The sequence below is a fragment of the Serratia sp. Z4 genome (assembly GCF_009900725.1).
GTDB classification, from domain to species: domain Bacteria; phylum Pseudomonadota; class Gammaproteobacteria; order Enterobacterales; family Enterobacteriaceae; genus Serratia; species Serratia nematodiphila.
In genome coordinates this window covers 213,098-234,034 of record NZ_JAAABD010000001.1, presented here as the reverse complement: position 1 = coordinate 234,034, position 20,937 = coordinate 213,098, and the positions used below count along the sequence as shown (strand labels likewise).

General features: G+C 55.3%; 31 protein-coding genes. 17 read left to right on the top strand and 14 right to left on the bottom strand.

Annotated features, from left to right (window positions below; all coding sequences use genetic code 11):
- Positions 1-45: 45 nt before the first annotated feature.
- From GT753_RS01155 to GT753_RS01100, 12 genes are all read right to left on the bottom strand, one after another.
- Positions 46-768: a DUF2786 domain-containing protein gene (locus GT753_RS01155; RefSeq protein ID WP_041033456.1), complete on the bottom strand. Its 723-nt coding sequence runs from the start codon at positions 766-768 to the stop codon at positions 46-48.
- On the bottom strand, positions 752-1,045 hold the full coding sequence (locus tag GT753_RS01150; RefSeq protein ID WP_041033454.1) for a hypothetical protein: 294 nt from the start codon (positions 1,043-1,045) through the stop codon (positions 752-754). Before GT753_RS01150 ends, GT753_RS01155 begins: the two co-directional genes overlap by 17 nt.
- Positions 1,036-1,242, bottom strand: coding sequence for a hypothetical protein (locus GT753_RS01145; protein ID WP_160125189.1), 207 nt, complete (start codon positions 1,240-1,242; stop codon positions 1,036-1,038). The genes GT753_RS01150 and GT753_RS01145 overlap by 10 nt, the downstream gene beginning before the upstream one ends.
- Entirely contained in the window at positions 1,239-1,763 is a 525-nt protein-coding gene (locus tag GT753_RS01140; protein ID WP_060424512.1) for a host-nuclease inhibitor Gam family protein, read from the bottom strand. The genes GT753_RS01145 and GT753_RS01140 overlap by 4 nt, the downstream gene beginning before the upstream one ends.
- Positions 1,764-1,778: 15 nt before the next feature.
- Positions 1,779-1,994 (bottom strand): hypothetical protein, encoded by a 216-nt coding sequence (locus GT753_RS01135; RefSeq protein ID WP_160125188.1) that lies wholly within the window; start codon positions 1,992-1,994, stop codon positions 1,779-1,781.
- Between the two features lie 3 nt (positions 1,995-1,997).
- Entirely contained in the window at positions 1,998-2,294 is a 297-nt protein-coding gene (locus GT753_RS01130) for a hypothetical protein (protein WP_115376070.1), read from the bottom strand.
- A gap of 27 nt (positions 2,295-2,321) precedes the next feature.
- On the bottom strand, positions 2,322-3,485 hold the full coding sequence (locus GT753_RS01125; RefSeq protein WP_160125187.1) for an AAA family ATPase: 1,164 nt from the start codon (positions 3,483-3,485) through the stop codon (positions 2,322-2,324).
- An 8-nt stretch (positions 3,486-3,493) separates the two neighbouring features.
- The gene (locus GT753_RS01120; protein WP_160125186.1) at positions 3,494-5,266 is read right to left on the bottom strand and encodes a DDE-type integrase/transposase/recombinase; all 1,773 of its coding nucleotides are present in this window, start codon (positions 5,264-5,266) and stop codon (positions 3,494-3,496) included.
- A 1-nt stretch (position 5,267) separates the two neighbouring features.
- On the bottom strand, positions 5,268-5,471 hold the full coding sequence (locus GT753_RS01115) for a hypothetical protein (RefSeq protein WP_160125185.1): 204 nt from the start codon (positions 5,469-5,471) through the stop codon (positions 5,268-5,270).
- Complete coding sequence (locus GT753_RS01110) at positions 5,464-6,369, bottom strand: DUF3102 domain-containing protein (RefSeq protein WP_160125184.1); 906 nt, start codon at positions 6,367-6,369, stop codon at positions 5,464-5,466. Before GT753_RS01110 ends, GT753_RS01115 begins: the two co-directional genes overlap by 8 nt.
- 13 nt (positions 6,370-6,382) lie before the next feature.
- A complete protein-coding gene (locus tag GT753_RS01105) occupies positions 6,383-6,691 on the bottom strand; it encodes a helix-turn-helix domain-containing protein (RefSeq protein ID WP_160125183.1) in 309 nt (102 codons plus the stop codon).
- Positions 6,692-6,753: 62 nt separating this feature from the next.
- Positions 6,754-6,942, bottom strand: a complete 189-nt coding sequence (locus GT753_RS01100) for a DNA-binding protein (protein WP_160125182.1) — start codon at positions 6,940-6,942, stop codon at positions 6,754-6,756.
- A gap of 101 nt (positions 6,943-7,043) precedes the next feature.
- Between GT753_RS01100 and GT753_RS01095 the strand changes: the two genes are divergently transcribed.
- From GT753_RS01095 to GT753_RS01085, 3 genes are read left to right on the top strand one after another with little or no spacing between them, the layout of a single operon-like run.
- A complete protein-coding gene (locus tag GT753_RS01095) occupies positions 7,044-7,445 on the top strand; it encodes a helix-turn-helix domain-containing protein (protein WP_216842807.1) in 402 nt (133 codons plus the stop codon).
- A 13-nt stretch (positions 7,446-7,458) separates the two neighbouring features.
- Positions 7,459-7,998, top strand: a complete 540-nt coding sequence (locus GT753_RS01090; protein WP_160125181.1) for a hypothetical protein — start codon at positions 7,459-7,461, stop codon at positions 7,996-7,998.
- On the top strand, positions 7,995-8,357 hold the full coding sequence (locus GT753_RS01085; protein WP_160125180.1) for a hypothetical protein: 363 nt from the start codon (positions 7,995-7,997) through the stop codon (positions 8,355-8,357). Before GT753_RS01090 ends, GT753_RS01085 begins: the two co-directional genes overlap by 4 nt.
- A 33-nt stretch (positions 8,358-8,390) precedes the next feature.
- Here the strand turns inward: GT753_RS01085 and GT753_RS01080 are convergent, their stop codons facing one another.
- Positions 8,391-9,158, bottom strand: coding sequence for a DNA adenine methylase (locus GT753_RS01080; protein WP_160125179.1), 768 nt, complete (start codon positions 9,156-9,158; stop codon positions 8,391-8,393).
- A gap of 229 nt (positions 9,159-9,387) precedes the next feature.
- Here GT753_RS01080 and GT753_RS01075 point away from each other — a divergent pair, with 229 nt between their 5' ends.
- Complete coding sequence (locus GT753_RS01075) at positions 9,388-9,741, top strand: hypothetical protein (protein ID WP_060446701.1); 354 nt, start codon at positions 9,388-9,390, stop codon at positions 9,739-9,741.
- Between the two features lie 81 nt (positions 9,742-9,822).
- Here the strand turns inward: GT753_RS01075 and GT753_RS01070 are convergent, their stop codons facing one another.
- Positions 9,823-10,347 (bottom strand): hypothetical protein, encoded by a 525-nt coding sequence (locus GT753_RS01070; RefSeq protein WP_160125178.1) that lies wholly within the window; start codon positions 10,345-10,347, stop codon positions 9,823-9,825.
- 184 nt (positions 10,348-10,531) lie between these two features.
- On the opposite strand from GT753_RS01070, the gene GT753_RS01065 reads away from it, so the two are divergent.
- From GT753_RS01065 to GT753_RS01005, 13 genes are all read left to right on the top strand, one after another.
- Positions 10,532-10,891 carry a putative holin gene (locus GT753_RS01065; protein ID WP_160125463.1) on the top strand — a complete coding sequence of 120 codons (360 nt, stop codon included), beginning with the start codon at positions 10,532-10,534 and terminating at the stop codon, positions 10,889-10,891.
- A gap of 2 nt (positions 10,892-10,893) precedes the next feature.
- Complete coding sequence (locus GT753_RS01060) at positions 10,894-11,508, top strand: transglycosylase SLT domain-containing protein (protein WP_160125177.1); 615 nt, start codon at positions 10,894-10,896, stop codon at positions 11,506-11,508.
- Positions 11,501-11,932, top strand: coding sequence for a hypothetical protein (locus tag GT753_RS01055; protein WP_160125176.1), 432 nt, complete (start codon positions 11,501-11,503; stop codon positions 11,930-11,932). Before GT753_RS01060 ends, GT753_RS01055 begins: the two co-directional genes overlap by 8 nt.
- 104 nt (positions 11,933-12,036) lie before the next feature.
- On the top strand, positions 12,037-12,339 hold the full coding sequence (locus GT753_RS01050; protein WP_160125175.1) for a DUF2730 family protein: 303 nt from the start codon (positions 12,037-12,039) through the stop codon (positions 12,337-12,339).
- A gap of 11 nt (positions 12,340-12,350) precedes the next feature.
- Positions 12,351-12,647 (top strand): ArsR family transcriptional regulator, encoded by a 297-nt coding sequence (locus tag GT753_RS01045; RefSeq protein WP_160125174.1) that lies wholly within the window; start codon positions 12,351-12,353, stop codon positions 12,645-12,647.
- A gap of 1 nt (position 12,648) precedes the next feature.
- The gene (locus GT753_RS01040; RefSeq protein WP_160125173.1) at positions 12,649-13,200 is read left to right on the top strand and encodes a phage protein Gp27 family protein; all 552 of its coding nucleotides are present in this window, start codon (positions 12,649-12,651) and stop codon (positions 13,198-13,200) included.
- On the top strand, positions 13,200-14,879 hold the full coding sequence (locus tag GT753_RS01035) for a hypothetical protein (RefSeq protein WP_160125172.1): 1,680 nt from the start codon (positions 13,200-13,202) through the stop codon (positions 14,877-14,879). The genes GT753_RS01040 and GT753_RS01035 overlap by 1 nt, the downstream gene beginning before the upstream one ends.
- A complete protein-coding gene (locus GT753_RS01030) occupies positions 14,876-16,390 on the top strand; it encodes a DUF935 domain-containing protein (protein WP_160125171.1) in 1,515 nt (504 codons plus the stop codon). Before GT753_RS01035 ends, GT753_RS01030 begins: the two co-directional genes overlap by 4 nt.
- Entirely contained in the window at positions 16,380-17,591 is a 1,212-nt protein-coding gene (locus tag GT753_RS01025; RefSeq protein ID WP_160125170.1) for a PBECR2 nuclease fold domain-containing protein, read from the top strand. Before GT753_RS01030 ends, GT753_RS01025 begins: the two co-directional genes overlap by 11 nt.
- The gene (locus GT753_RS01020; protein WP_160125169.1) at positions 17,591-18,154 is read left to right on the top strand and encodes a phage virion morphogenesis protein; all 564 of its coding nucleotides are present in this window, start codon (positions 17,591-17,593) and stop codon (positions 18,152-18,154) included. Before GT753_RS01025 ends, GT753_RS01020 begins: the two co-directional genes overlap by 1 nt.
- 237 nt (positions 18,155-18,391) lie before the next feature.
- A complete protein-coding gene (locus tag GT753_RS01015; RefSeq protein WP_204280863.1) occupies positions 18,392-19,528 on the top strand; it encodes a hypothetical protein in 1,137 nt (378 codons plus the stop codon).
- The gene (locus GT753_RS01010; RefSeq protein ID WP_160125168.1) at positions 19,525-19,902 is read left to right on the top strand and encodes a capsid cement protein; all 378 of its coding nucleotides are present in this window, start codon (positions 19,525-19,527) and stop codon (positions 19,900-19,902) included. The genes GT753_RS01015 and GT753_RS01010 overlap by 4 nt, the downstream gene beginning before the upstream one ends.
- A 68-nt stretch (positions 19,903-19,970) precedes the next feature.
- On the top strand, positions 19,971-20,903 hold the full coding sequence (locus tag GT753_RS01005) for a major capsid protein (RefSeq protein WP_160125167.1): 933 nt from the start codon (positions 19,971-19,973) through the stop codon (positions 20,901-20,903).
- The last annotated feature ends 34 nt before the right edge of the window (positions 20,904-20,937 follow it).

The following is a 20,937-nucleotide window of genomic DNA, read 5'->3' as shown; positions in this document are numbered from 1 at the left end:
CGCAGAATAACGCCATTAATAGCCACGTTCCTCCTCGTGAAATGGTCATGGTTTTACTCCTATACCTGTCAAAGAACCTCCCTGGCCATGTACAGCTTGGTGTAGTTGCGCCTGTTTGCCAGCCCTGTAACCGGCATCGGCAGCGTCCTCACCACCGCGACATTTTTTCGCAGCCCGAAAGGTGGACTCTTTAAATTCCATTTCTTCTTTAAGGCGGCTGTAATACGCAGCCATAAGTGTTTTCTCAGATGCAGCCACCTTGTAAATATCGATAACGGCATATGCACCGTCAACCCAGCCTTCACAGAACTGATCCGCTCGGGCGACTTTTGTGCTGGGCTTTATATTACGCCGCATTTTTGCCGTAAACTCACGACGCGCCTTTACTAATTGGCGTGACAAAACATCAAATGCATATGCCGCGATTTCCGGCCTTTCATTAGGGCCGAAGAATACGACAGTCCGTTGGCCGCTCGAAAGAAAGTCACGCTTATATTGGTAATAGCAATCAACACCAAATGCGCGGCAAATCATGTTGGCCAGGCTATTCATATATGCCGGGATTTTCTGCGCCTGTGATGGTGCGCCTTTACTGCTGGCGCGACCAATTTCCATCAGGTCAATATCCGTCTCAGTGAGACTATGCTTGCGCATTAATGCCTGGGCCTGGCTCAGTGCATTAGCAGCTTCATTGCTGTTGGTACTGCGTCTGGCCAGGTTAAGCAGCTTCTTGATCTTCGCCAGATACTTTTCATTGTTGTGGGTCATAGTTAACTCCCAGGCGTTCTGCCAGCCGCATGAGTTTTTGCCGCTTGTGAAAATCGATGGCCGTATCGAGGCCGTTCAGGCGAAATTGCTCGATCATGATCTCCACGTCGGCCATTTCGCTGGCCAGCTTCATTTCGTCGCTAAGGCCGTTCAGGTTGCGCGACACCTCAGTACTCAGTTCGCTGGCCTCCTCGGCCAGCTTCAGGAGTTGAGAGTCTGGGCCAAAGCGTTTCATGGCCAAGCGGTACAAAGTCGAACGGTTAGTCGCTATAGACATATCCCCTCCGAATAATCATCGTGAGGTAATGGCTGGAGCTCGCTGGTGGGCACAAACGCGTTGTAGGTCTGCCCGCAATGCGGGCAGGCCAGGATAAGGTCCACACACCAGGTGCCGTCCTGCCCCTGCATAATGGTTGCCTGCTCGGAATCGAGCTCATCAACGTCTTCGCTACAGGTTTTGCATTGCAGGCTCATTGGGCGATCTCCTGTTCAAATGGCACTATGGCGAAATCTTCCAGGTTGCGATTAATGGTGATGCCTGGAATATCTTTTACTGCCGCCTGTTCGTTTAATATTGCGTCCTTATTAATTTCCTCCTTGGAACGAATAAACCGAGTCAGCTTGAGTCTTTTCAAGGCAGCAATAACTGCCTCGGCACCGCGTATCGTGCAGCTCGGCGGCCGGTTACGCCAAATCACCTCGCCGGTAGTCAAATTGACGGTCTTTGTTTTTCCGTCCTGGGTCAGTTCGGTGCGATTGGCCTCGCACCAGGTCTGGATACCTTGCTGCAGACCGCTTATCTCGGCCTTCAGTCGTTCAATCTCCGGCGAATGGTATTGCGTTACCGCTGCAATCTGGTCATTCATTTCCGTTTCGATACGGGTTAATTGACGCTGTAAATCACCGAGGGATTTAATACCGTCAATTACCTCAGTTTTCGTTTGCGCGGCGTACGGGACCGCCGCAGCTTTAAGCCGCTTTTTACCTTTTGCCATTTTTAACTGCCTTAATTAGTGATGGGTTTTGTCTTTGCTGGGAAAGTTAATGGCAGGTTTAAATCCTCTGTCGATTAACTCTTTCAGCGCCAGTTCCTGAAAAATTGGTTTTAATTCCTCCAGTAGTTTTAATTCGGTTTCGGTGGCGTCTTTAGTGTTGCCTGCTACCATCTTCAAGCCCATTGCCCCACTTGGCAGAATCGCTATGATGGTCTCTATTTTAACTGCCATGATTTACGCTCTTTCCTCCCATACGACTCGACACTTATCCAGCTGATACTGGAATTTTTGATAACGCCCCTGGTCATCGACTCCAGTTGAATATCGAACCGCTTTACCCAGTGCTACCATTCTGCGTGTGGTGGCGTTCGGATGAATGACCACCGTCGGTCGGCGGCCTTCTTCGATGTCGATACGTTTAACCGTAATTCCCTGGGCAGATAATGTGGTAACCGCTTTGCTTGTGGTGATAATGGCTATTTGAATTCCCTCGCTTTCCACCACCAACGATAATTTATGAGTAGTACGCATAATCCCTCCGACCTCATTAATTAATAGTTAAATGCCTTTAATTACGTCGGCATTAACCACTGGAACGCCGATTTGGGCGGCGAGGTTCATTGCCGCGATGGTTAAATTGCTGACGGCCAGCGGGTATAACAGGCTAACAACACCTTTGCGGCCGCCGATGTTATTGCTGAGCCTGGCGCGAATAGCGTCGGTGGCGCTGGCGTCCAGAACCTCTTTTACCGATTTACCGGCGCGGTCAAACTTAAACGTCAAAAACGCCTCCAACTGGGTATCCAGCGGCAGCAGCTCGACAACTTCACAGCGCTGTACCACCTCGCGGACCTCCTGATTGCGTTCTGACAGCTTCATCGCCAGTTCCGGCTGGCCGACCAGCACAATGGAGAGCAGTTTTTTAAACCCGTTCTCCAGCTCAAAGAAGCGTTTGAGGTGCTTCAGCGTCGGCAGCGGCAGCGAGTGGGCCTCCTCAATCACCAGAACATGGCTGTAACCGGCGTTGCTGCTGTCTTTCAGCACGCGGTGGAGTTGGCGGAACCTGGCCTCCTGACTGCGTTTGACGCCCTCCAGCGGCGCGATGGTATTGATGATCGCCTCGGCGATCGACGCCGCTTTCAGGGTCTTGCCCTTGTTGTCGTTGTCTTCCATCGCGATGATGTATGGCTCAATTACAACCACCGGCGCATTTTCGCGGTTGATGCGTTCAATCAGGTCGCGGCGCAGCGTGGACTTGCCCGCACCGGACTCACCGACCACAGCCAGGAACCCGCCGTGGCGCGCCGTCTGGAACAATGCCTCACGGACGTAACGAATGTCCGGGGTCGTGAACACATCCTCAGAGCCCTGCAGGGCGTCGTCGGCGAACGGGTCGCGGAATAAACCGAAGTGCTTTTTCGTTGCTGGATGTAGTACCTGTTTTGCGAGTAACATATTGTCGTCTCCCTCCGTTGGGGCGTGTGGTGAGATACTGGTGCGGGCGGTGTCCGCCGCCTGCACCTCTTCAAATGCGCCAGCTGTATCCAGCCCGCGCGCTGCTAAAAATTGGCTGATGCTTTCCCGCACCTCTTTAGTGCGGCGTTTTGGCCAGATGCCGTGGTTCACTATCTGCGAAATGGTCGGTTGAGAGACCTGGGCAGCGTCAGCGACCATCTGCTGATCAATACCGTGTTCCTGCATCAGCGCCTTCAGTACCAACATGCTGCCTCCTATTGGCCGTTAACGACGCTCAGCGTCACGGTGTGCTTGCCAGCCAGGTCACCGGCAATCGTGTCGATATCGTCCGCCGGAACGCCGTCCGGGAAACGCTGAACCAACTGGTTATAGTGCTGTGCCTGCCATTCCCGGCCCTGCGCCGTGAATACCTCACGCAGTGCTTTTGCTGCCTCAACGTGCGTCAAAGGGCGCTGTTCTATGCGTGGGCCGCGCACATCCGATTCCTGGCCGCGTTTCGGCAGGTAGGACGGCAGCTCGGTGTCGTCAATCGTGCGATACGGGTCAAACCGCCCACCAAATGGCAGTGCTTTGGCTTTACGCGCCGCCGCTGCGGCGTCGGCAGAGTCGGTGCCCGTGACAATCTGCTCAATCTCCTGATTGACCTGCTGGGTGACGGTATCCGCCGGTTTGCGGTAGCTCTCGCCAATAATCGCGGCGTTGGTTGCAAACCCAAACTCGTTCTCCGGCACCTCATCCACCAGGTGGAACACCTCGTGACCATCCTCGCCGGTCAGCACAATCTGAGCGACATCGGTGCGCCAGGGGTTACGGGTCACCATCACATACTCGCCAATCATCACGCCTGGTACGCTTGATACGTCGTACTTGCGGCTTTGGAATGGAATTTCCAGTGTGGACTGCACCTTACGGCGTACCGGTGCGGCGACGGCCAGTTCGCGACAGACCTCCACCGAGGGGGCTTTAATCAACTGTTCAGCGGTAATGCGCAGCCAGATATCGTTGCGGCTGCTGCCGTGGCGGCTATGGATAGCCGTGGCGTTAAAATGGCTGCGCCACTTCTTCGCCATCGCGTTCAGCTCGTCCAGGCTGTTGACTGTGACGAATTTCAGGCCCGGTTCGAACTTGCGCTCGATGATGTCGCGGGCTTTCTCGACCTGGCCGGTAGCGCGGGCGTTCCCCGCCTTGTGGGCGATCATCTCGATGCTCAGTGCCCGGCACAGGTTTTTTGTCATGGCGGCGGTGTTGGCAGAGCCGGGGTCCATGAACAGAATTTTCGGCACACCGTGCAGCACATCCGCGCCGCCGCGCTCTTGCATGGCGTTAATCAGCACCGAGCACAGGTTCTCGCCGGATTCAGCACCAAGGACGTATTCGACGTAGATCCAGCCGCTGGTGTGATCGGTGATTTCATAGCTCCAGACGCGGTCATGGGCGATACGCGCCAGATTCTTCGGCTTGTTCTTGTAGAACTCAGCGCTGTCCATCACCTGCAAGCCGGTGGTTTTCTTGCCGTTCTGCAGGTAGTAGAGAGTGCAGAGCGAAGCGTCGACCTGCCAAACATGGTTAGGGTGCAGGCTGGCCAGCCGGGTGCTGGGTTCCGGTGCCATCAACTGGTCGGGATGCACACCGTAGGAACGCATGGCGCGGACAATAGCGCTCTCGGACAATGGGCGGACCTCGCCCGTGCTTTCATCAACCACCTCGGCCGTAATCATGCCGTTGGCCCGCAGTTCAGCCGCCGCGTCGGCGACAGCGTAGAGACGTTTGCCGTTCTTACGGGTGGATTTAGTCAACAATGCGGAGATCATCATGGCATCCTCGCGCGTCAGCGCACTGGTGCCCGCATCCGTGCGGCGTTTGCGTGTGTCTGTCATCGCGACCTCCTTGATTTTTCGTAACAACGTTGCGCGGGACATACCCAGCTCAACGCAGGCTTTTTCATAGATAGCGCCGCGCTCACCGTGCCCGGCATTGCGGGCAGCCTGCGCTATCGCAACCAGTCGTTCGGTCAGGGCTGCGCTCATATCACTGTTCCTGCTGTTGAATTTGCTGAACTTTTTCTTTCAGGAGGCGTTTCATTTCCTCAAAAAACGGTACTGCATCCGTGTCATGAACGGTGATTTCACCAAAGTAGGTTTTGATGGTGAAGCCGCACAACATGTCAGGCACCTGGTGTTTCAGGGCATGAGACAGAGACTCGACGCTATCGACGATAGGGGTGTTAGGCATTTTCGTTCTCCTCGTTGTCCGGCAGGTCTACCCAGCTTGGGCGGTCATTACCTGTGGGTGCCACTTCCAGGTCATAGGTATCGCGTAACTGGTTGACCGCGCGTTCGACCTGACACAACAGCCCGGCCATAAAATCGTATGGTGGGTCGACCTCATGGTCTGAACAATGGGTGGTGAGAACAGAGAACGCCTCGCGGAGCTTGCCGCTCAGAACCGCTTCTGCCTCATAGGCGATGGCGCTGACTTCTTTACGCAGCTTTTCAGCCTCGACGTCCGGTGCGGGCGGCTTGATCTTCGACTGTTTCTGCAGCTTGGTTGTCAGGTTGTCTATCTTGGTGTTCTTGTCGGACAACACGCGGCGCTGGGCGTCGGCATCTTCGCGCGCTTCACGCAGTGCGGCTTTCAGCTCGCGGCTGGTCATGCGGTCAATATCGTCAATATTCAGACCTGCGATGGTGCCGCCTTCGGCGAGTTCCGCCAGTTCGTCATCATCCTCAGTCATCAGCTCGAATAGTTTGGTTTTCCCCAAAACGGCAAGCGCTTGCCGTTTTGATTCCAGCTGTGGCGAACAGTATTTAAGTGCGGCCTGCATCACCAGGCGTGCTGTTCGCTCAGCCATACCAAGCTGTTCAGTAATAATCTGACAAAACTCGCCATGTGGTTCATTTTCTTTAAGAATTACCAAGCGCTTGCCAGCTTCCAGCATGGCCTCTGCGCTTTGCGCCATATAAAACCGGGTCTCATTGACGATGCGGGACTGCTCATATGGCAGACCATCACCAAATTGCTCCATGATCTGCTGCTGGTGCAGTGCCATCTGGTTCTGATTTTCGCTCAGGTCTGCGGGTAAAAAGGTGTCGCCTACCATTGGTGCCGGTTCGTTTTTAGGTCTGGCCATTTGTCTCTATCTCCTAACGTGTTCCAGCCATGATGCGCTGGGTGGTTTCATTCATGCGGGCCTGCATGCGGGACATGTGCTCGGCGTGAGCCGTGGCGATTTGCAGCATTTGGATGCTGTGTGCGTAGCGACCGTTGTCGAGTTGAATTACGAGGCCGACGTCCACCAGGGTGGCTAAGTCGCGACTGATATTGGCCGGTGAGACGTTCAGTGCCTTGGCCAGTTCGCCGTTTGAAAGGCCAGTCATCGTGTGACCTTTGAGGGCAATCAGCACACGCAACGTGCGTGTTGCTGATGATGAGGTGCCGGGTTTCTTGGCCATGAATGTGAACTCCTTTTAGTATTGGTAACGCTTTTACACTTTTTGAATAGGTGCTATAAAATTCAAATAGCAGTGGCTGTTTTCAATCCGAGCTTCACTGCAATTTCATGGCCTTTGCCGTACTTGGCTTTAGTTAAGCCATTGAGAACACGGTAAACATCAGTGGGTGAATAACCGTTTTCTTTAGCCCACTGGTTGAAGGTCCAGCCATTTTGGCGAAACTGCTGTTTGACTTGATCTGGGGTCTTCATTGTGTGGCTCCTTATCGTCGAATAAATGTGTAATTTATGCGTAAGATTATGGTTCACGATTGTGGACCAGTCAAGGATATTTGGGTGATGTTTTGACTACCATGAGTGAACGCTTAAGAGAAGAACGAAACCGTCTTGGGTTGAATCAAACAGACTTCGGAGCCCTGGCAGGAGTGGGTAAAACGACACAGATCAACTATGAGAATGGTAGCCGCTCCCCTAGTGCGGACTATTTGGCTGCGATTTTTACGCATGGTGTTGATATTCAATATGTTGTTACTGGAAAGATAAGTGAAAAGGTTCATGATCGAGAACCAATTGATGAGGAATTATTTTTACAGGTCATTGCAGCATTAGAAAAAACTGCATTAAAAAGCAGACGAAAGTGGCCGAGTGAGGACCTAGCAAGCACGGCCATAAAGGTATATAACTTCTTGATAAAAGAGGAAATGGTTGATTCAGGAAAGATTGACAGATTGTTAAAGCTAGTAGTAAACAATTAAATCTGGGGGAATTATGGATAATCGTGAGCAAGAGTTGTTTGAGCTAAGCAATCAAATCGCTGAGAAATTAAGCGCTTTACCAGATGATGGTAATCCTAGACAAATTACAGTTACTCAAACCGGTGATGGAACTGTTGTTTTGGGGTCTCAGGTGATTATCAATCCCCCTATGCCTCGTGATATTCCTGACCATGAAAGGCCGACAGCATGGCTGCGGGAAGCGATGACAGAAAACAAGAGGCAAATCAATGCTGCACGAGGGCGTAAATGGCTAAGCGTACCATCAGTCGTTATACATTTAGTCCTGCTTGGCTTTGCTCTATATGTCGCATTTGCAATCCTTTCAGCGCTCACTCACCGGGATTTTACCTTACTGTTGCAAAGCGCAGAGGTTGTAGCTAAACAACCTGTTTACATTGCGACCTTTGGGGTGGCGCTGTCTCTGTTTGGATTTTGGTATGCGCGTATAAGGAAAGTAGAAGATAGAATTATTGCTGAAAGCCAGGCAAACATTGAGTACATCAGTACAATTTTAAAACGGAGAAAGGCATGAAGGTTTTATACTTGGCTATGATTTTCGTGCTGTTATCTGGCTGTGATAATGCATCAAAACGCGCTGAGAAATATGCTGTGAGTGTAATCGGCTCAAGCCTGAAAGATCCATACACTGCAAAATATTCTTCCTTTACCACTCAAATAATTTCACAAGGGAAAGGTTATCCCGACATGGTTCACGTATGTGGTCTTGTTAACGCAAAGAATAATTTCGGAGCCTATACTGGCAACAGCCGCTTTGTTGTCAGTTTCCTTGATGGGGACAAACAGGAATTAATCTATAAAACGCTGGAGGAGCCAAACAGTAATGCTCCAACAGCATATTGGAACAAACACTGCTCAGGCACAAAAATCTAGGTCAAACTCGCCGGTGCTTAGCACCGGCAGTTGTTACCAATTCTTTATCACGAGTTCTCTCTGTTGTGTGGCTGCTCTACCGGCCCCCTGGAGTGTGTAGTGAATACCAACGCTCTCCATATGAAGCCCTGCAAAAACGTCACGCATTTCAGGGATGTCGTTCACCGAGATCAGCATTTTTCCCACAATCGACCTGGCCAACTCAGCCATCACTACGTAGTTCTCGAACCCAAATTGCACCCCATACCCTTCGGTCTGCCAGTACGGCGGGTCGCAATAGAACAGAGTATGGGGCCGGTCATAGCGCTGGATACATTTGGCCCAGTCCATGTGCTCAATACAGGTACGCGCCAGCCGCATATGGGCCTGTGATAAGTCCTCCTCAATCCGCAACAGGTTGAAACGCGGCGGTGACGTTGTTGCCGTGCCGAAGGTTTGCCCCTCGATTTTGCCGCCGAACGCCTGTTTCTGCAGGTAGTAGAACCGTGCAGCGCGCTGAATATCAGTGAGCGTTACCTCTGGCGTTATCTGCAACCATTCGAACATCTGCCTGCTCACCAGTGACCACTTGAACTGCTGAATGAACGCTTCCAGGTGATGCTGGATCACCCGATACAGATTCACCAGTTCGCCGTTGATGTCGTTGATCACCTCGGCCTGGCTGGGCGGCTTCATAAAATACAGTGCTGCTGCGCCGCAGAACGGCTCAACATAGCAGGTGTGTGCGGGGAACAGAGGTAAGATTTTTTTCGCCAGGCGGCGCTTGCCACCCACCCAAGGTATGATCGGGGTCGATTTCATAAACTGTAAGCCTTTTTCATATGATGAAAATGCAGTAGGCTTAATCTGTCTCGCGAGACGGACTGAGCCCTGGGTCGACTCACAGGTACATGCTGTGGTGTTGATGGCCCGCCGGGTGTTCCACCACCCGGCGGGTCGCTCTTTTATTCAGGAGCGGTATTATTGTTTGTCTATTTAGCAATGACCGTCATCTGCCCTCGGGCTTATAAAAACAGTGAAAGGCTAAAGCATGCAGCAGGAAATGAGTTTACAAGAAGCTTATGATGCGCTGATCCAAAGGGTCAGAACTCTCGAAGAGTATGTGGTTGGACAGAGAGCAAGAGAGGATGTGATGATGAATTTCCTTTCTTTTCAAGTGATAAGCAGTGATTCTGTTGATAAATTGAAACTTCTTTGGGATGACTTTACCAAGTCAGGGTTCGAAGATAATTTAATCAAAAAGTTTAATGAAGGTAATGGGCAAATAAGAGAAGAGCTATCTAAGGCTTATGAGTTCAACGTAGTAGGCTCGATTAAACAGTGGGACAGTTTCGTCGATTTGGCTGTGGATGTACTTAAAAAGAATTCAAAACAAAGTAAATAGTGCATATTACTGCTTGAACAATAGATTGGAAGCCAGTGTTTACTGGCTTCAGTTAAGGTGAACGATATGGATATTAACGCATTAATCAGTAGCCTCACTTCGATCGGTTCCATTGGGAAGGCGCTTATCGATGAGCGCGACCGCCAAAAACTTGCGACCCTCCAAATCGATCTCTCGAATAAAATCATTGAGAGTCAAGCCCAACTCTTGCAATTGTTGGGCACCGTCGTCGAGCAACAGCGGCTTATCCCTGTCCTTGAGCAACGCATACGCGAACTGGAAGCTGACCATACTGAAAAAGCTCGTTATCAACTTGCCAAACTGGGCAGTCGCAGGGAGTTCTTCGTGTATTCGTTGCGTACCGATGCCGAATCGTTGGAGGGCGTCAGTGAGGTCGAGCACTTCCTGTGCCAACCGTGTTTCGATGCTGGCAAAAAGGTTCTCTTGACTGGTAACGGAGAGGGATACTGGTTCTGTCCGGTCTGTAAGCATGGTGCTCAAGTTGAGCCCGATAGCTCCCCTTCCTTCCAGAGTATTGGTCGACGTACTCTCATGGGCCGTAACGGCGGTTTGTGAAACAACTTTTTCTGCTTTATTCTGCTGCATGTTATTACCTCTCGATGGGCACCGCGTTTAATAAATCTCTGTGCCCATTTTGAGCTACTCCCCCTAATGTTTAATCTGCCCGAGGGCAAACTACTCTCTGCAGCCCCCACTGCATAATTACTTCCTGTTGTCTATTGCCCTCGGGCAGATTAATTTCATATCAGGAAGCCTTATTATGTCGCTAATGCTCAAAGTCCGTCACCAGCGCCTGCGCAATTGGATCATCCTCGCCGTCGTTCTGCTGCTCGCCATCGCTATCGTTTCGCCGATGCAGCTCGGCGTTACGCTGTACAAGTTGTCGCTGGTGTCCATCGCAGCCATTCTCGGCTATCACCTCGACCGCGCGCTATTCCCGTACGCCAGCCCCGGCAGCTACCTGATTGACGATTGGAAAGAAACCCAGGGTAAGCCACCAATCCCGTCAGGCCGCAACGAGCCGGAGTTCCCTGTCGCGACCGGCTACGAGCTGGTGTTCACCGCTGTGTTGCTGCGCCGGGCGCTGATTGTCTCCGCCATCTGTATCGGCGTCACGATGGGGTTATAAGCATGCGATGCCTGCTCTCTTGCCTGTTTCTGCTGCTTAGCGCCTGTCATCCGGTGGCTGCTGCTATCCCTGAGGATGCCCGGCAATATCAGCGCGAACTGACCCGCAACGCCCGCGTGGTCTGGGGGCTGGATGCGCCGGTGGCGACGTTCGCCGGTCAAATCCATCAGGAGTCGACCTGGCGCGCCACGGCAAAATCGCCTGTCGGTGCGCTGGGACTGGCGCAGTTTATGCCTGCGACAGCGGGCTGGATTGCGGGCATCTACCCCCAAAGCCTCGGTGATAACCAGCCACTGAACCCAGCCTGGGCGATGCGGGCGCTGGTTACATATGACCGTTGGCACTATGACCGTATCACTGCCGCGACCGAATGTGACCGATGGGCCTACGTGCTATCGGCTTACAACGGCGGACTGGGCTGGGTGCAGCGTGATCGCAAGCTTGCCGCCGCCCGTGGTCTGGACGCCGGACGCTACTGGAACGGGGTCGAGAACGTGAACGCCGGGCGCTCCGCCGCCAATTTCCGCGAGAACCGGGGCTACCCGACTCGCATCATTTACGCATGGCAACCGCTCTATGAGCGGGCTGGCTGGGGCTCGGGGGTCTGCCATGAGTGACTGGCTGAAATTCATTGCTCGCTATGCCGTCTGGGGCGTGATCGTTTGGGGGGGATTCGAGGCAGGCCACAAGCAAGGGATGGCAGATGCGCGCCTGGAGTGCTCCCGAGGCCAGACTCAGCAAGCCGCCGACGCCCTGAACCAGTTCATTGCCGGTACAAAGTTACTGACGGCTCAGGCGAACGCGGCCAGCCAACAACTGGCGCAACAGATCGCCGCCCGTACTGCCGCTGATAATCAATCCACTCGAGAGATCCGCGATGCCCTCAAAAAAACCGCTGACCGTCGCGTTAATTGCGAGTTTGACGCTGGCGTCATGCAGCAACTCACCGCCGCCCAGCAGCGTGCTGCAGCCGCCACAACCAGCGGTATTGCCAGCCGAATTGACGGTACGGTGCCCGCCACCGGCGCTGCCGGACGATAACAGCGCCGACGCCGCCGTCGTCGCGCTGAAAACGGTTTACGACCAGTACGGCGTCTGCGCCGGTCGGCTGGCCAATATTATTCAATGTGTTCAAGGGGGTAGTTGTGGGAATTAATGAATTGAGGTTCGACTGGGCATTTCTGCAGTGGGCAGTGATGGCCGTCGTCGGGGTATATACCTGGTTGATTGGCCGCCAGTCGGCCAGCCAGAAAGAACTGCTGGAGTTACGCACCCGCATTACCACCGTTGAAGCGCAGATTAAATCGGTGCCAACACAGTCACAAATCACCGAGCTCATCAGCAAGCTGAGCCGGGCTGAGGCCCAGATGCATGGGATGCAAGAGCAGATGGCGGCGACGTATCGTCGTACCGAAAACATCGAAGCTTATCTGCTGCAGAAGAAATAACGGAGGACACCATGAGTTTTGCCGACTTCCTGCGCGAAGACCAGCGCCTGGTCATGTTGCGCTTTCTGGCCGAGATGCCGAGCTACAGTTCCAATAGCTCAGTGATTTACCAGGCACTGACTCGCTATGGTCACGCTCCGAGCCGTGACCAGGTCAAGTCAGAGCTGCGCTGGCTCGAGGAACAGGGGCTGGTACGTATCGACGATATCGAGACCGTGCTGGTTGCCCGCCTCACCGAACGCGGTGCCGATGTCGCTGCCGGTCGCGCCATTGTCCACGGCGTCAAACGTCCTGGCGCGGGGGGCTGAGATGGGCCGTAAATCGACCATTCACAAGTTGCCGACCGACGTCCGGGCGCACATTGAGCGCCGTCTGCGTGAAGACCAGCTGACGCTGGATGGGCTGCTGGATGATATTCGCCAACACTTCCCTGATGCGGACGAAACCCCGAGCCGCAGCGCACTGGGCCGCTATAAACAATCGTTCGGCGAGATGGTCGGCCGCATGCGCGAGCAGGACCAGATGGCGCGCCTGCTGGTGAGCGAGCTGGGTGAGAACCCGGACGAACGTGCCGGGGCGCTGATGGTTCAGGCTGTCACGACGCTCACCTCTCACGCCACATTTGCTGCACTGGAACAGCCGGAGACGGATATCGATACCGTGCGCCACCTGGCGCGGGCAGCGAAAGACGTTCTGCAGGCGCGTAAGGAGTCGCTGCAGGAGCGCCAGCAAATCGAACGTGCCGCGCGCGAACGTCTGCTGCAGGAGCAGGAGGCCAATCTGGAGAAAGTCGCAACCGCACAAGGTTTGAGCGAAGACCAGGTGCAGTTCTGGCGTGAAAAATTCCTGGGGATCAAGTGATGAAACCGCTGGCATCTACCGTTCGTAATGTTGAGTGGGACGAGCTGCCCGCCAGAGCCCGAGATATTCCGTTCGCGTTCAACCCCTTCGCCGACGGCGTGCTAATGGCACACCAGGTGGAATGCCTCAAATTCGATGTCTCTATCCTGGCTATTCCCAAGGGCCGACGCACCGGCATCACTTTCGCCTGGGGGCTCAACTCGACGCTGATTGCCGGTGCGCAGAAAGCCGCTGGCGGCGACAACGTCTACTACATCGGTGACACCAAAGAGAAAGGCCTGGAGTTTATCGGCTACGTGGCCAAATTCGCGCGCGTGATTGCCGCTCAACAGGCCGAATCTGTGTCGTCTATCGAGGAGTTTTTATTCGAAGACCAGGACGATAAAGGCACCACGCGCCAAATCACGGCCTACCGTGTGCGATTCGCCAGCGGGTTTCAGGTGGCGGCGCTGTCCTCTCGTCCAGCCAATATTCGCGGCCTGCAGGGGGTGGTCATTATCGACGAGGCGGCATTCCACCAAGACGTTCAGGGCGTGCTGGATGCAGCGACCGCACTGCTGATCTGGGGCGGGCGTATCGTCATCATCAGTTCACATAACGGCAAAAATAACGCGTTCAATCAGTTATGTACTGACATTGAAGCCGGGCGCTATGGCAAGGATGCGGCGGTGTTTACCGTCACGTTCGACGATGCTGTGGCCAATGGCCTCTACGAGCGATCATGCGCCATGAAAGGTGAAGTCGCCACTATTGAGGGGAAAGAAGCCTGGTATAACCGCATCCGCAACGCCTATAGTCCGCGTAAAGCGGCGATGCGCGAGGAGCTCGACGCGATCCCTCGTGACGGTAATGGTGTGTGTATTCCTGGGGTCTGGATTGAGCGGGCTATGCCGGAAGAGCGGCCGGTAATACGTCTCGCGTTGGATGATGAATTTATCAATATGACCGAGACTGACCGAACCGCATGGGGTAACGAATGGATTGACCGTGAGTTGCGCCCCGTGATGGTAGCAACACTGAACCCCGAATGGCGGCATGTATTCGGCATGGACTTTGCCCGTCACAGGCACTTTTCCTCCATCATGCCCGTGGCCATCACACAAAACTTGCGTCGCGATGTCCCGTTCCTCCTAGAGCTGAACAATGTCCCGTCCGCACTCCAGCAGCAGATATTGTTCTGGTTCATCGACCATCTTCCACGGCAATCCGGCGGTGCGATTGATGCCACCGGACCGGGTATGGTACTGGCTGAATATACTGCTGACCGTTACGGCCGCCCGCGTATTGCCGAGATAACCCTGAGCCGTCAGTGGTACGGCATCTGGATGCCTAAATTCACCAGCTTGTTTGAGGACAGCATGATAACCCTGCCTCGCGATGAAAACGTCGCGCAGGATCTGCGAACCGTGGAGAACATCGACGGCATACCGATGGTGTCACGCCTGGAGAAAAAAGACCTGAAGGATGCCGAACTGGTGCGCCACGGTGACTCGGCGATTGCCGGTTGCCTGGGCAACTATGCGGCGCTCAACCTGGCGGCGGAGATCGCCTTTGAATCCACCGGCGCTCGGCCGGTTTATCAGGTGCTGTCGGGCTATGGCTCTACAGGAGGCGGCGAGTTGACGGATACCGGCTTCGGTACGGTGCGTGGATTGAATGACTTTGGAGGATTTATATGAGCCGTAAGAACCGTCGCCGCTCAAGCCAGGCGACACCAGCCATGCCTCGTCCACAGCTGGGCCAGGAGTTTGCGTCCACCGGCGACGGCCGCGACATTACCCGTCCGTGGGTCGGTGCACTGGCGCTCGCAGAGGACAGCGTTCTGCAGAGCCGTGGAGCGCCGGACCTCAAGATTTACCGTGAGGTGCTGAGCGACGAGGAGGTAAAATCCGCGTTCACCCAGCGCCAGGATGCGTTGATCTCCCGCGAGATCAAGGTCGAAGCTGGTGGCGAACGGCCGATTGATATCGAAGCTGCCGACGCCATGCGCCAGCAGATTGAGAGCCTGGGCTTTGACCGTATCACCCGTCTGATGCACTACGGCGTGTTTTACGGCTATGCCGTTGCCGAGCTGATTTACGGCGTGCGCGACAATCTGTTGTGGTTCGATGAGGTCAAAGTCCGTGACCGTCGGCGCTTCCGATTCAGCCCGACAGGTGAGTTGCGGTTGCTGACACCGCAGAATATGACCGTTGGCGAACCGTGCCCGGCACCGTATTTCTGGTCGTTCGCGACCGGCGCTGACCACGATGACGAGCCCTACGGTATGGGCCTGGCGCACTGGCTCTACTGGCCAACGTTCTTCAAACGCAACGACATCAAGTTCTGGCTGATCTTCCTGGACAAGTTCGGTATGCCGACAGTCGCGGGCAAGCACCCGGAAGGTGCGACACCAGAGCAGAAACGTAACCTGTTGGCGCTGACGCGCGCGATCTCCACAGACAGTGGCGTCATCATGCCGGAGGGCATGGCGATAGAAATGTTGGGCGCATCGCGCTCGGGCGCTGCCGATTACCAGGCTATGTATAACGCCATGAATGAGGCCATCCGACGTGTGGTGGTCGGACAGATTTCCAGTTCCGGCGGTGCATCAAAAGGCATCGGCGGTGACGAGTCTCTGCAGGATAAAATCCTTACGTCGATCGCCAAATCCGATGCGGATGTGATCTGCGAGTCGTGGAACCGTGGTCCAGGCAAATGGCTGACCGAGTTCAACTTCCCCGGCGCTGCCGTACCGGTAGTCTCTCGCGTGTTTGATGATCCGGAAGACCTGGCCGCGCGTGCAGAGCGTGACAAAGCCGTCAGCGAAACCACCGGGTTCCGCCCAACGCTGGCCAGCACCCAGGAAACCTATGGCGGGGAGTGGGAACCGAAACCGGCTGTTGAAACGCCACTCCCCGCAGGTGCGAAAGCCAACGTCGAATTCGCTGAACACAGTCATCAACCTGACGCTCCGGCCGCGATGGCCAACCGCCTTAATCGTGAGCTGGCACCGGTCACCGATGGCTGGATGGCGCAGCTGCAGCAGTTGGTCGATAACGCCGAGTCACTGGAGACGCTGCGCGATGGCCTGGATAAACTGTTGCCGGATATGAGCCTGGAGCAGTATGCCGAGGTCATGGCCCAGGCGATGTCTGCCGCCGCACTGGCGGGACGCTATGAATTGCTGGAGGAAATAAATGGCCGCTAATGTTGCCTACAACTCGCTGCCGTTCCGCGAACAGCTTGCCTTTTTCCAGCGCAAGTTGAACACCAAGACCGATGCCTGGACGGATGTTTACGGTGCCGAGCATGACAACGAGTTTATGGTGGCCGGTGCCAACCGCGACGATCTGCTGGCGGACTTTCGCCAGGCGATTGAACGCGCCATCGCCGACGGGCGTACGCTGGCAGACTTCCGTAAAGAATTTTCCAGCATCGTTGCGCGTTACGGCTGGAGCTACAACGGCGGCTTTGAATGGCGTTCCCGCGTCATTTACGAAACCAATCTCCGGTCATCGTATATGGCCGGTCGCTACCAGCAACTGATGGCCATGCGGGATTCCCACCCCTACTGGGAGTATGTCCACAGCGACGCCGTCGAGGAGCCTCGCGAGGAACATCTGGCCTGGAATGGTATGGTGCTGCGCTGGGACGACCCTTGGTGGGTGTATCATTTCCCGATCAACGCCTGGGGTTGTCAGTGCAGCGTGATTGCCCGCACGGATGACGACCTTAAACGCATGGGGAAAGCCGGGCCGGATACCGCACCGACCATCAAGTTCGTGCAGTGGACCATCGGGCAACGCAGCCCAGGCGGGCCGCGCACGGTGTTTGTGCCGGAGGGTATTGACCCCGGCTTCGAGCATACGCCGGGCCGCAGCAAATATTTCAGCCAGGTGCCATCACCACGAGACGGTTCACCCACTGCGCCTGCAGCACCCGATGAAACGCCGCCAGCGCCGCCGCTACTTTCGCCACGTCCAGCGCGTGATCCAGCTCCAACAGGGGATGGAGCAGAGGCATTTCTCAGTTCCTTTGGCGCGACAGCCACACAGCCTGTTGTCTTCCGTGATGCCGCTGGCCAGCGTATCGCCATCGGTGCCGAGATGTTTGCTGCCCGTGACGGTGCGGGTCAGGTAAACGACGCTGCAGACCAACTGTTGCTATTGGCTCAGGCTATCCATGCGCCTGATGAGATTTGGGCGCAAGTGGTTTGGCAACCCGCCATACAGCAAGCCGTGGTGCATCGTCGCTACCTGGCGCGTGTTGAGGTTGCTGGCCAGCCTGATCCTGTGTCGGTGATATTCGAGACCGGCACTGACGGCTGGGCCGGAAATGTCTCCACCGACGATGCCCTGCTGCAGTCAATGCGCCAGGGCGTGATGCTGTATCAGCGAGGAGACGAGTGATGGCCGGTGCAACGCTGACGTTTGACTATCAGGATGCGCTGAATACGCTGCTCAGCACCCAGGCGGCGCTGGCTGACCCCGCGCCGTTGCTGGCTGGTATGGGCGAGAAGCTGCTGGAGTTTCACCAGCAGCGGTTCAAAGAGCAAAAGTCCCCGGACGGGGAGCCCTGGGCGGATCTATCGCCGCGTTACAAAAAGCGCAAGCGCAAGAACAAGGACAAAATCCTGACGCTGGATGGCCCTTTGCGTAATACGCTGCGGTGGCAGATCAACGCCGAGGAGCTGTTGTTCGGTACCGACAGGGTGTACGGTGCCATCCATCAGTTTGGCGGCACCATCGAAATCGCAGCGCGGAGCCAGCAGGCGTACTATCGGCAGAAGAAGAACGGCAAGGTCGATAACCGATTCGTTCGCAAGTCGAAGTCCAATCTGGCCAAGTGGCATACTCTCCCGGCGCACACGGTCACCATTCCGGCCCGCCCCTGGTTGGGGGTATCTGCCGAGCAAGGTGATCGCCTGGTCGAATTGGCGAAGAATTACCTGCAACGGCAATTAAATCCGTGACCGCCGCAAACGCGCTGTAACGGCCTCAGAGACGTTCTGTGGCATGATGGCACCAATCCTGTTGCCGAGCCGTATTATAATACGTTCTAATACGGCTATCGGCGCAGTTCCTCTTCCGCGCTAACCCCGACTTTCGCTTCCACCCCCATTATTATCTGTCCGAGGGCAGATTACCCCCGCGCTGTAATTCGCCATTATCACTCCGTAACGTTCTTGCACGTCTGACGGATGATAACGATGACCACCCAAAACTCTACCGCCACACTCGCTGTTTTTGCGCCAGGTACCCATACCGCGATGGATGGGCGCACCATGACGCTAACGGCCGAAGACTGCATCGACATGGCCAACAGCTATGATCCGACCCTGTCTGAAGCCCCTTTTGTGATCGGGCATCCCAAACTGACCGCGCCGTCCTACGGCTGGTCTCGCCGTTTCGAGTATCGCGACGGTTTCTTGTATACCGAGCCGCACCAGGTGAACCCGGCGTTTGCCGAAGCTTTCAATGCGGGCAGCTATAAAAAACGTTCGCTGTCGTTTTACCTTCCGAACACACCAGGCAACCCTAAGCCGGGCCACTTTTATCCGCGCCACGTTGGCTTCCTGGGGGCTGTTCCTCCCGGCGTAAAAGGCTTGCCGGATGCCGAGTTCGCAGAATATGCCGAAGGTGACGATGCCCCGGTGTCGTTCGCCATTCCCTGGGAAACCGAAGTCCTGACCGACTTATTGCGCGGTGTGCGTGATTACATCGTGGAAAAAGATGGCGCTGAACGTGCCGACCAACTGATGCCGCAGTGGCGTCTGCGAACCCTCGAAGAGATCGCAGCCAATGCGGTGGATGACTCTCGTATCTCACCATTGGCGTATGCCGAGGAGACCAATGTGGACCCGAACAAAAAGACCCCCGTTACGGCGGAGACACTCGCCCAGCGCGAAACAGAGCTGGCAGAGCGTGAAGCCAAATTACGCAAAGATGAAGAAGCTGCGAAGGAACGCGAAGCGAAAGCACGTCGCGAAGCGATCGTCAGCTATGCCGATGGCCTGGTGAAAGCCGGTTCCATTCTGCCGCGCCAAAAAACGGGTGTGGTTGAGGTTCTGCTCAGCCTGGACAGCGCGCCACTGTCTTTCGCTGACGGTGAAACCACGGTGAACAAAACGCCGGAAGAGCTGCTGCGCGATGTGCTGAATGAAAAGCCCAAGGTGGTGGATTTCAGCGAGAAAACGCGTCAGGAAGACGGTGCCGCGCTGGATTTTGCCGACGTTACCGTCGTGGCAGACGCCGCCAACGCTTATGTCGCTGAACAGGCACAAAAGGGTCGCACGGTTTCCTATACCGATGCCGTCAATCACGTGAAGAAAGGAGCTCAGCAATGAATATTCCGGTTCTGATCACCGCGCACAAGGTAGAGGCAGCAACGCTGCCGCGCCAGTTGGTCATGCACGGTACCGTGGATGACGAAATCACCCCGGCCGTTGACGGCAGCAAACTCATCATCGGTGTCACCAGCGCTATCGGCAACGATATCGGTGAAGCGGCGGACGTGATCCGCTCCGGCCTGGCGATTGTTCGTTATGGCGCTGACGTCACCGTCGGGCAACCGCTGACGGCCGATGACGAAGGCCGTGCCGTTCCTGCTGCTGCGGGTAACTTTTACATCGGTTTTGCTGAATACGCCGGTGCGGAAGACGACTTCGGTTCGGTGTGGATTGCGCCGGGGCAAATGGCGGCAGCCGCTGCAGGCGGTTAACGTCGTTCAAACCGAATGTTTTCGCCGGGTAACACCGGCATCTAATCCCTTTTTTGGAGAGTGACAGTATGTCAAAAGCACCGTTTCCTATTGACCCGCACCTGACGGCCATCGCCATCGCGTACCGCAACACCAGCATGATCGCCGATGAAGTTTTGCCTCGCGTCCCGGTAGGTAAAGCTGAGTTCAAGTGGTGGAAGTACGACCTCGGTCAGGGCTTTACCGTACCGAACACCAACGTGGGTCGCACTTCGCAGCCCAACCAGGTCGAATTCAATGCGGAAGAAGAAACCTCGTCGACCAACGATTATGGCCTGGATGCGCCGGTGCCGCAGTCGGACATTGATAATGCGCCGGCGAATTACGATCCATTGGGGCGTGCTGCAGAGCGCACCTCCGATTTGATCCTGCTGGACCGTGAAGTGCGTACCAGTAAAGAAGTCTTCAACGCAGCGAACTATGCGACCGGTAATAAGGAAACGTTGGCTGCCGCTGACCAGTGGAGCAACGACACCAGCAAGCCAATCAAGAAAATTACCACTGCGCTCGACAAGATGATCATGCGCCCGAACGTGGCCGTGTTTGGCCGTGCAACGGCAACCGCATTGCGGCAGAACCCGTCGGTAGTGAAGGCGTACAACGGCACGATGGGCGAAGACGGCCTGGTGCCACTGCAGTTCCTGCGCGACCTGCTTGAACTGGACGACATTCTGATCGGCAGTGCGTTCGTCAACATTTCCCGCCCTGGTCAAAAGCCGGTGCTAGTACGTGCCTGGGCGAACCATGCCGCGTTCATCTACCGCAACAAGCTGGCGGATACCCAGGGTGGCGTCACCTTTGGCTTTACCGCGCAATTCGGCAACCGCGTGTCAGGCTCTATTCCCGATCCGGATATGGGGTTGACCGGCGGACAGCGCGTGCGTGTGGGCGAACGTGTTCGCGAGCTGATTGTGGCGCCTGACTGCGGCTATTTCTTCCAGAACGCCGTCGCAGCCGCGTAAGCCCATTCGGTTTGCATCGATACGCATGGCCAGT